The sequence below is a fragment of the Porphyrobacter sp. YT40 genome (assembly GCF_006542605.1).
Taxonomy (GTDB): Bacteria; Pseudomonadota; Alphaproteobacteria; order Sphingomonadales; family Sphingomonadaceae; genus Erythrobacter.
The window spans coordinates 3,750,722-3,760,568 of the sequence record NZ_CP041222.1; the positions used below are offsets into that span (position 1 = coordinate 3,750,722).

Here is a 9,847-nt window from a genome sequence, read left to right on the forward strand (position 1 = left end):
CCATTCACGGGAACATCATGCGCGTCGTCTCCGGCATCCAGCCCACCGGCAATCTCCACCTCGGCAATTACCTGGGCGCGATCCGCAACTGGGCGGCGATGCAGGATTCGCTGGAACCGGGTTCCGAGGCGCTGTTCTTCCTCGCCGACCTGCACGCCCTGTCGCAGCCGCACGATCCGGCGGGGCTCAAGGCCGCAACGCTGGAGATGACCGCGGCGCTGGTCGCCTGCGGGATAGACCCCGACCGTTCGGTGCTGTTCAACCAGGCGCAGGTGCCCCAGCACGCCGAGCTGCAATGGCTCCTCAACGGCACCGCCCGGATGGGCTGGCTCAATCGCATGACCCAGTGGAAGGACAAGGCCGGCAAGAACCGCGAGGGGCAATCGGTCGCGCTGTTCACCTACCCGGTGCTGCAGGCCGCCGACGTGCTGCTCTACCAGACCACCCACGTGCCGGTGGGCGAGGATCAGAAGCAGCATCTCGAGCTTGCCCGCGACATAGCGCAAAAGTTCAACAACGACTTCGCCAGCGAAGAAGCGCCGGTCTTCACCCTGCCCGAACCGATCATCCCGGCAGAGGCCGCGCGGATCATGTCCCTGCGCGATGGCAGCGCCAAGATGTCGAAGTCCGACCCCTCCGACATGAGCCGCATCAACCTCGCCGACGACGCCGACACCATGGCGCAGAAGGTCAAGAAGGCGAAGACCGACCCCGAGCCGCTGCCCTCGGAGGAAGCGGGCCTTGCCGAACGGGCCGAGGCGAAGAACCTCGTGGGCATCTACGCCGCATTGTCGGGCGAGCCGGTGGCGGCGGTGCTGGCGCAATATGGCGGACAGGGTTTCGGCGCCTTCAAGCCGGCGCTGGCCGACTTGCTGGTCACCAAGCTCGGCCCGATCCGCGACCGATTCGTGGCGCTGAAGGACGACACCGAAGCGCTCGACGCAATTCTCGCCCGCGGCGCTGCCAAGGCGCGCGAACGCGGCACGCCGACGCTGGACGCGGCCTACAAGGCGCTGGGGCTGGTGCGGCACTGACGCCACCGGCCTCCGGTGAAGCGACGCGCGGGCACGACGAATATTCAATTCCAGTTCATTCGCGGGTCATATACTGTCTCGGGTAAAGGCCGTGCCCCCTATGCAATGGCCTCCAGACAAGGGTTGTGCCATGTTGCCGAAGATGAACTCGATGAAGCCTCTTGCCCGCGTTGCGTTGCCGCTGGCGCTCGCACTCGGGCTGTCCGCCTGCGCCACACCGTTCAAGGCGGATGTGTCGCGCTTTGCCGTGCCTCTGCCCGCGCCGCAGGGACAGACATTCGCGGTCGTGCCGGAAGATCCCAAACTGGCCGGCGGGCTCGAATTTGCCACCTATGCCAACGCCGTCGCCGCCGAGATGCAGCAGCTGGGCTACACCCGCGCCGCCTCGCCCGAGACGGCGGACATGCTGGTGCGCTTCGATTACGATGTCGATAACGGGCGTGAGCGGGTGCGCAGCACGCCCGGCGTCGGCGGTGCCTTCAGTCCTTGGGGCCGGTGGGGCGGCTGGGGCGGCGGCTTCGGTGCCTGGGGTTACGGGTTCAACGATCCGTTCTTCGGCGGGCCGGACGTGCGCAGCTACACCGTCTACACCAGCGAAGTGGACCTGAAGATCGACCGCCGCGCGGATGGCCAGCGCCTGTTCGAAGGCAAGGCCGAAGCCGTGTCGCGCTCGAACCGCCTGCCGCGCCTCGTGCCGAACCTCGTCGACGCGCTGTTCACCGACTTCCCCGGCAATTCGGGCGAGACAGTGCGCATCACGATTCGCGACGATGGCGAAAATACCGTGCGCCCGACCGATTGATGGTGTAGGCCACAAGACAAGAGTCCCTTGGACGGGAACAGAGAGGCGGCGCCAGGGGATCGGCGCCGCCTTTTTTGTTGCGCCGGACGGGGGTATGCTGCGCCCATGACCGCCCGTTTAGCCATCGCCCTGCTTGGCCTGGGCCTCGCTGCCCCCGCGCTGGCCGGGAGCGACCCCGTGCCGCGTGCGCCGGAGCAGTGGGTGTCGTCCTATTGGCCGCAGTGTCCGTATCACGGCTGCGGCGGCGAAGGGACGGTGCGGTTCGCGGTGACGGTGTCGCCGCAGGGCCGGGTCACGGCATGCACGATCCTCGAAACCAGCGGCGATCCGCGGCTCGACCGCGAGTCTTGCGAATTTTTGACCCGGCGCGCGCGGTTCGAGCCCGCGCGCGACGATGACGGCAAGCCGGTCGAAGGGCGCTGGGAATCGCGCATCGCCTGGAAAATCCCCGACGCACCGCCAGAGACCGAAAGCCCCGCGGGCTGAGGCGATCTATTACCTGTCAGAGCTTCGCATGGCCCCCGGTCGAGCCGAAGCCGCCCTCGCCGCGCGATGTCGTGTCGAGTTCCTCGACCTCGTCCCACGCGGCCTGCACCACGGGGGCGAGCACCAACTGCGCCACACGGTCGCCGCGCGCGATGACGAAAGGCTCGGTGCCCAAGTTGATCAGGATCACCTTCAGTTCGCCACGATAGTCGCTGTCGATCGTGCCGGGGGTGTTGGGCACGGTGATGCCGTGCTTCAGCGCCAACCCCGATCGCGGGCGCACCTGAATTTCGTAGCCTTCGGGAATCGCCAGCGCGAGGCCCGTGGCGACCGCATGGCGCGCGCCCGGAGCGAGCGTCACGTCCTCGGCGCTGACCACGTCCATCCCGGCGGCACCCGCCGTGGCATAGGCCGGCAGCGGCAGGCCTGCGCCGTGCGGCAGGCGCTTGACCGCGACCTTCACCGATGGGCTCATTCCGCCGCCTCGGCGTGGAGCGCTGCCGCGATGCGCTCGACCAGCGCCATCGCGACCGCGGCCTTGGGCATTTCCTCGAGCGTTTCGATCCCGTCCGCGCTGATGATCGTCACGCGGTTGCGGTCCCCGCCCATCACGCCCGACCCGAGGGGGCCGCTGACATCATTGGCGATGATCCAGTCTGCGCCCTTGCGCTTGCGCTTGGCCTTGGCGTTTTCGATCACCTTGTCGGTTTCGGCGGCGAAGCCGATCAGCAGGCCGGGCCGGTTCACCCCGACCGAGAGGTTGGTGAGGATGTCGGGATTCTCGGTCAGCATCAGCGCCGGGGGCGCGGATTCGCGCTTCTTGACCTTGCGGTTGCGATATTCGCGCGGACGCCAGTCCGCCACGGCAGCCACCATTACCGCGACATCGGCGGGCAGCGCCTGCCGCACCGCCTGCGCCATGTCGTTGGCGCTTTCGACATCGATGCGGTTGACGCCGAGCGGAGTTTTCAATGCCACCGGCCCGGCCACCAGCGTCACCTCGGCCCCCAGCGCAGCGGCGGCGGCGGCGATGGCGAAGCCCTGCTTCCCGCTCGAACGGTTGGCGATGTAGCGCACCGGATCGATCGCCTCCCAGGTCGGCCCGGCTGTAACCAGCACGTGCCGCCCGGCGAGCGGACGATGGCCCGCATCGACCCCCAAGGCATCGCCATCGGGCACTTCGCCCAGATCGGCCTCGATCTCTTCGGGCACTTCAGGGGCGAGAAATTCGGGCGGGGCCTTGCGCGGATCGACCATGTGGTTGATCGCCCCGGCATCGATCGGCGGCGCTGCCGAAGCGGCACCCTTGCGCGCCAGCAGCGGCCCGCCCAGATCGGGCGCGAAGTCGGGCGCGGGTTCCTCTTCGGGAAGCGGCAGGTCCTCGGGCTCGGGCAGTTCCTCGAACTCGGCCTCGATCTCTTCATGCGTGCGCTTGGCGGTGGAACGCGGGATGAGGCGCGACAGGAACCCGCCAAGACCGCCTTCGGGCATGGCGGCGCTGCCGTCGTCCTCTTCCTCGGGTTCGAGCGCCTCGACCTCGATCTCGGGCGCAGGCAGGCGCGCGGGAGCCGGGGCGGCGGGGGGCGCAAGCGCAGGCTCGGGCACCGCGAGGCCGAGGGCACTTGCGACTTCGCGCCAGATCGCCTCGGGCTCGGGTAGGCGGCCATAGCCGAATTCGCCGCAGGCCATCGGGCCTTCGTCCGGGTGCAGCACGGTGACGCCCGCCGCCTTCAGCGTGGCGATGTTGCGCCGGGTCGCCACGTGCTCCCACATCCGCACATTCATCGCGGGCACGGCCATCACCGGCTTGTCGGTGGCGAGGATCAGCGTGGTGGCGAGATCGTCGGCGATGCCGTTCGCCATCTTGGCGACGAGATCGGCGGTCGCCGGGCAGACCACCACCAGATCGGCCTCGCGGCTGAGCTGGATATGCCCCATCTCGGCCTCGTTCTTGAGGTCGAAGAGGTTGGTGTAAACCTGATTCTCGCTGAGCGCGGCGAGCGAGAGCGGGGTGACGAATTGCTGACCGCCCTTGGTCAGCACACACGTCACTTCGGCCCCGCCCTTGCGGGCAAGGCGCACCAGTTCGCAGGCCTTGTAGGCGGCGATCCCGCCACCCACGACCAGCAGGATGCGGGGCGCTTTGCCCGGTTTCGCCTCCTGTTTGCTCATAATGCCACTGCCTCTCGCGCCGCCTTTTCGGATGTCAGCCATAGTCGAGGCTGCTTCCATCGCAAAGCTTGGTTAACTTTGCCTTTAGTTCCGCACAAAAGCACGGAGCACCAACTCGTAAAGCGCGCGCGGGGCGAACGCCAGCCCGATGCCATAGGCGGGAAGCGCCAGTTCGACCCAGTAGAAATTCTCCGGCCGGGCGAACAGCGCGATCATCGTCGCAAGGCCAGTGAACCACAACAGCGCAAACAGCCCCAACCGCCCGCCCGGTGCGGCCCACCCCAGCAGCGGCAGGATCGCGAGCGATGCTGCCACACCGGGCGGCATGAACCGGAGGCCGGTCAGATCGCTCACCCCGGACAGGGCAAGGCCATATCCGGCCATGGCGCTCCAGCCTTGCGAGGTCAGATCGCCGGGAGCCCGTGCGGCCTCGATGGCAGCCGCGTGACACATCAGGCCGAGGGCCAAAGCCGTCAGCAGCGCGGCGATTGCCACAGCCTCACGCCAGCGGCGTCCGGCGAGGGCAAAGGCGAGCCACAGCACGGCGAAGGGCGCCGCCAGTTCGCGCACCGCCAGAGCGGCCGCAACGGCAAGCAGCGCGGGCCACCAGCGGTCCGGGCGATAGGACAACATGGCGAGGCTCAGCAGCAGGCCGGCGATGAAGTCGTGGTCATAGACTGCGACGGGCGAAAGCGCCGCGCCTCCGCCGAGCAGCAGGAGAAGGCTTGCCGCCAGCCGTTCGGCCCCATGCCCGATCGCGTCCCGGCGATGCCACAAGCCCCAGAGGCACCCGGCGACAAGACCGAGCGATGCAAGACGAAGGCCCACAGGTCCCAGCAACGCTTGCAGCCACGCAAGTGTCGGCAGACGCACGGTAACGAAGGGGCGGGTGGGATAGCCGCTTGCGCGCTGCTCGCCGAGGGCGGCGGAGTAATAGCCCTCGCCCGCCGCAACCCGTGCGCCGATCCGGGCGTAGAGCGCCATGTCGCCCTTCGGAGGCCGATCGGCCGATGCGGATTGCGGGGCAGAAATCGCCGCCCGCGGCGCGGGGCTTTCAGCAGGCGATTGGATGGCCGCAGCCCACGCCATCGCGGCGCCCAGCAGCGCCAGCATCAGCACCGCAGCCCGGCGCGGCAGATGCGTTAACGGGCGGCCGAGCGCCTCCCACCGGTCCAGCAGCGTCGCGCCGCCGGTTGAGAGGTTCATCCGATCCAGCCGAGCGCCAGCGCGCCCCACACCGCGGCCCCGCCCGCCAGCGCGCCGAGGAGCAGGTGACCCAGCAGCCCGCTCCCTTCGCGCTTGTCGGTGATCAGCACGATCTCGGGCAGCGGCGGCGGTTCGGGCGCGCCGCCCTTGGGCGGGAACATTTCCTCCACGCGCCGGATCAGGCCGGGGAGGCGCAGCAGGGTTTCGGTATCCTGCTTCAAGCGGTCGGCGAGCGCGGCTTCCGGCCCCAGCTCGTCACGGATCCACTCGCGCACATAGGGCGCAGCGGTGTCCCACATATTGATATCGGGATTGAGCTGCGTGGCGATCCCCTCGACCATCACCATCGTCTTCTGCAACAGCAGCAGGTGCGGCTGGGTCTGCATGTCGAAATCGCGGGTGATCGCGAACAGACCGTCGAGCATCTGGCCAACGGAGAGTTCCTTCACCGGCTTGCCGCGCATCGGCTCGCCCACCGCGCGCAAGGCGGTCGCGAATTCGCCGACCGAGTGATAGCTCGGCACATATTGCGCCTCGAAATGGATTTCTGCGACGCGCTGGTAGTTGCCGGTGGTCAGCCCGTAGAGAATTTCGGCCAGCCATTGCCGCGCGCGGCGGTCGATCCGGCCCATGATCCCGAAATCGATCGCGACGATGGTGCCGTCGTCCTCCACGAACAGGTTGCCCTGGTGCATGTCGGCATGGAAGAAGCCCGCGCTGATCGCCTGCGTCAGGAAGCTGATCACCAGCCGCTCGGAAATCTCGGCGAGATCGTGCCCGCGCGCGCGCAACTCGTCGACCCGGCTGATCTTGATTCCGTCGATCCACTCGATCGTCATCACCCGGCCATTGGTGCGGTCCCAGTCGACATCGGGGATGCGGTAGCCGGGCACGCCCGCCATCTGTTCCGCGAGCTCGCTGGCCGAAGCGGCTTCGCGCCGCAAATCGAGTTCGGAATTGGTCCAGCGCTTGAAATTGGCGATGGTGAGGCGCGGACGCAGGCGCTGAAACTCCCCGCCCATCTGCTCGACATGGGCGGCGGCCCATTCATAGGTCTGGATGTCGCGCGCGAATTTCTCGCGGATGCCGGGCCGCAGCACCTTGATCGCGACCTTGCGGCCATCGGTGGTGACGCCCTTGTGGACCTGCGCGATGCTCGCCGCGCCGACCGGCTCGGGGTCGATTTCGCTGAACAGGTTTTCGAGCGGCTGGCCGAAGCTCGATTCGATCGCCGCCCTGATCTGTGCGAAGGGCACGGGCGGGAGTGAATCCTGCAAGGACAGCAGGTTCATCGCCGCTTCCTCGCCCACCAGATCGGGGCGGGTGGCGAGGCTCTGCCCCAGCTTGATCGCCGCCGGGCCGATCGCGCGGAAGGCGCCCGCATAGTCGCGCGCGCCGCCCTTGCCCGTCAGCGTGGCGAGGCGCGCCAGCCGCACGAGCTGGCGCACCGTCGCGGGCGCGTTGGGATCATTCTCGATCCCCACCAGCGCGCGCCTGCGGGCAAGCGTCACGCCCCAGCGGGCGAGGCGGGAAAGATGCGTCACCGAGCTCATCACAGGGTCAGATCTTCCACCCCGAATGGATCGCCACCGCACCGCCGAGAATGATCTCCGCCTTGGTGTTCACGAACCCGGCCGCGCGGATCATGCTTTCGAACTCGGGTGCGCGCGGGAACTTGCGGATCGATTCGGCCAGATAGCGATAGCTGTCCGCATCGCCCGCGATCACCTGCCCCATGCGCGGCATGATGTGCATCGAATAAAGGTCGTAGATCTCGCGGAAACCCGACCAGTCGGTGACCGAGAATTCCATGCAGAAGAACCGCCCGCCGGGCCGTAGCACACGGTAGGCCTCGGCCAGCGCCTTGTCCTTGAAGGTGACGTTCCGGATGCCGAAGACGATGGTGTAGGCATCGAAGGTGTTGGCGGCGAAGCTGACCTCCTCGGCGTTCTGGTGCGAGAAGACGAGGCTGCCCGCCCCTTCCGCCTCGTCACGCTCCATCGCCCGTTCGGCCCCGACGTCGAGCATTTCCTGATTGATGTCGGCGACGGTGACGTTCGCCCCGCGATCGGCCATGCGGAAGGCGATGTCGCCGGTGCCGCCCGCCATGTCGAGGATGTTCTCCCCCGGCTGCGGCTTCACCCGCCGGACGAAGCGGTCCTTCCACCCGCGATGCATGCCGAAGCTCATCGCGTCGTTCATGATGTCGTATTTCTTCGCGACGCTGGAGAAAACCTCACCCACGCGGCGGGTCTTTTCCTCGGGCGTGACATCTTCGAAGCCGAAGGAGACGGTGTCGTCGGTGCTTTGGGTCATGCGGCGTTCCCTAGAGGGAATTGCCCCTTTGGCAAAGGGTGATAGAGGGCAACCCATGTGCGAAGTTTGCAATGCCTGAGCTGCCCGAGGTCGAGACGACCGTGCGCGGTCTTGCCGCCTTCCTCGAGGGCGAGCGGATCACGCGCGTGCAGATCAACCGGCCCGACCTGCGCCGCCCCTTCCCCGCCGATCTGGTGCAGGTGATGACCGGCGCGACGGTGAGCGCCCTGTCGCGCCGCGCCAAATATGGGCTGCTGCATCTCGACCGGGGGTCGACGATGATCTTCCATTTGGGCATGAGCGGGCGCTGGCGGATCGATCCCGAGGTGGCCGACATCCACGATCATCTGGTGCTGGAGACCGCCGCGCACCGCTTTGCCCTGTGCGACCCGCGGCGCTTCGGCTCGGTCGATCTGGTGGGAAGCGACACGCTCGACGCCTGGCCGCAATTCGCCGCGCTCGGGCCGGAGCCGCTGGGGCCAGGGCTCACCCCTGCGCATCTCAAGGCTGCGCTCAAGGGCAAGACCCAGTCGATCAAGCTGTGCCTGCTCGACCAGCGGATCGTCGCGGGGCTCGGCAACATCTATGTCTGCGAGGCGCTGTGGCGCGCCGGCATCCGCCCGACCAAGCCCGCCGGCAGAGTGACGGGCCCGCAGCTGCAACGGCTGGTGCCCGCGATCGTCGCGGTGCTCGAAGCCTCGATCCGCGACGGGGGATCGACCTTGCGCGACTATGCCCGGCCCGACGGGGAATTGGGCTATTTCGCCAGCAGCTTCGATGTCTACGGGCGCGAGGGGCAGGCCTGTCGCCGCGACGATGGCGGGGTCATCCAGCGCATCGCGCAAGGCGGTCGCAGCACGTGGTATTGTCCGATCTGCCAGAAATAGGCGAGAATCGTTGACCTCGCGGCCCATTCTGACTATGCGCGCTGCTTTCCGGCGGTAGGGCCCTGCGTCCGCTCGCCCTTTTCGAGCAAACCGTCACCCAATTCCCGGCTGCGCCAAGCGGCCCGAAGCAAACGCGAGACAGACACGAATTATGGCCAATACGCCGCAAGCCAAGAAGCGCATCCGTCGCAACGCCAACCGCGCCGCCATCAACGGCGCGCGCGTCAGCCGCATCCGCAGCTTCATCAAGAAGGTCGAATCGGCCTGCGAAGCCGGTGACAAGGAAGCCGCTGCTGCCGCGCTCAAGGCGGCCCAGCCGGAAATGGCCCGCGGCGTTGCACGCGGCGTGCTGCACAAGAACACCGTGGCCCGCAAGATGTCGCGCCTGACGCGCCGAGTCGCCACGCTCTGACCCGATTCGCCTGCGATCCGTAATCGCGCGTTACGCAGGATTACGGGCCGATCCGGCTTAAACACGCTAACGGGCCGCGCTGTCGAAGCGCGGCCCGATTGCTTTGTGGCAAATGCGACAAGCCTATCCCGCACAAATGTCAGGATTCCTCGCGATTCGCGTGGTAAATTCGGCCTATTTCCCGTGATTTCAGACACTTGAATGCAAGTCTGCGGCACAGGGCCGAGTCAACAGGATTATTTCACTTTTTTTAAAAGTCCGCGCTTGCGCAAAGCCCGCCAGCGCTCTTTACAGGAACTCCATCCGGCGCGGGACAGTCCGGGTGGCACTTACAAACTGGCTGACAGGGGGGTTCCCCGGGATCGCCGATTCCGGGGAAGGGAAAGGCAGTGCCTGTCGCATTGGGGTTACAATCGGTCTGCGGGCAGCGTGCTCGCGGGGCGTCGCAAGAATTGGGGATGAGGTTGTGCACAGGATCGACAGCAGAATCGATAAAGCGCGGGCAAGTGGCCGCCAGGCCGATGAACATCTG

Annotated in this window: 10 protein-coding genes; 5 read left to right on the forward strand and 5 right to left on the reverse strand. The window is 67.2% G+C overall.

The annotated features are described in order from the left end of the window. Positions 1-17: 17 nt before the first annotated feature. From trpS to E2E27_RS17630, 3 genes are all read left to right on the forward strand, one after another. Positions 18-1,034, forward strand: coding sequence for a tryptophan--tRNA ligase (gene trpS / locus E2E27_RS17620; RefSeq protein WP_141461396.1), 1,017 nt, complete (start codon positions 18-20; stop codon positions 1,032-1,034). 151 nt (positions 1,035-1,185) lie between these two features. Continuing rightward, positions 1,186-1,836, forward strand: coding sequence for a DUF4136 domain-containing protein (locus E2E27_RS17625; RefSeq protein WP_234036117.1), 651 nt, complete (start codon positions 1,186-1,188; stop codon positions 1,834-1,836). A gap of 105 nt (positions 1,837-1,941) precedes the next feature. Further along, complete coding sequence (locus E2E27_RS17630; protein ID WP_141461400.1) at positions 1,942-2,322, forward strand: energy transducer TonB; 381 nt, start codon at positions 1,942-1,944, stop codon at positions 2,320-2,322. A gap of 16 nt (positions 2,323-2,338) precedes the next feature. Here E2E27_RS17630 and dut read toward each other — a convergent pair whose 3' ends face one another. The 5 genes from dut to E2E27_RS17655 all read right to left on the reverse strand — a co-directional run bounded on the left by dut (position 2,339) and on the right by E2E27_RS17655 (position 8,016). Then, positions 2,339-2,797 (reverse strand): dUTP diphosphatase, encoded by a 459-nt coding sequence (gene dut, locus E2E27_RS17635; RefSeq protein ID WP_141461402.1) that lies wholly within the window; start codon positions 2,795-2,797, stop codon positions 2,339-2,341. Continuing rightward, positions 2,794-4,494, reverse strand: coding sequence for a bifunctional phosphopantothenoylcysteine decarboxylase/phosphopantothenate synthase (locus tag E2E27_RS17640; protein WP_141461404.1), 1,701 nt, complete (start codon positions 4,492-4,494; stop codon positions 2,794-2,796). Before E2E27_RS17640 ends, dut begins: the two co-directional genes overlap by 4 nt. 84 nt (positions 4,495-4,578) lie before the next feature. Next, positions 4,579-5,700: a hypothetical protein gene (locus E2E27_RS17645; protein ID WP_141461406.1), complete on the reverse strand. Its 1,122-nt coding sequence runs from the start codon at positions 5,698-5,700 to the stop codon at positions 4,579-4,581. Continuing rightward, positions 5,697-7,253, reverse strand: coding sequence for a 2-polyprenylphenol 6-hydroxylase (gene ubiB / locus E2E27_RS17650; RefSeq protein ID WP_141461408.1), 1,557 nt, complete (start codon positions 7,251-7,253; stop codon positions 5,697-5,699). The genes E2E27_RS17645 and ubiB overlap by 4 nt, the downstream gene beginning before the upstream one ends. A gap of 7 nt (positions 7,254-7,260) precedes the next feature. Next, positions 7,261-8,016, reverse strand: coding sequence for a class I SAM-dependent methyltransferase (locus tag E2E27_RS17655; protein ID WP_141461410.1), 756 nt, complete (start codon positions 8,014-8,016; stop codon positions 7,261-7,263). A gap of 71 nt (positions 8,017-8,087) precedes the next feature. Between E2E27_RS17655 and mutM the strand changes: the two genes are divergently transcribed. Continuing rightward, entirely contained in the window at positions 8,088-8,903 is an 816-nt protein-coding gene (gene mutM, locus E2E27_RS17660) for a bifunctional DNA-formamidopyrimidine glycosylase/DNA-(apurinic or apyrimidinic site) lyase (protein WP_141461412.1), read from the forward strand. 151 nt (positions 8,904-9,054) lie between these two features. Further along, complete coding sequence (gene rpsT / locus E2E27_RS17665) at positions 9,055-9,315, forward strand: 30S ribosomal protein S20 (protein ID WP_141461414.1); 261 nt, start codon at positions 9,055-9,057, stop codon at positions 9,313-9,315. Positions 9,316-9,847: the final 532 nt, after the last annotated feature.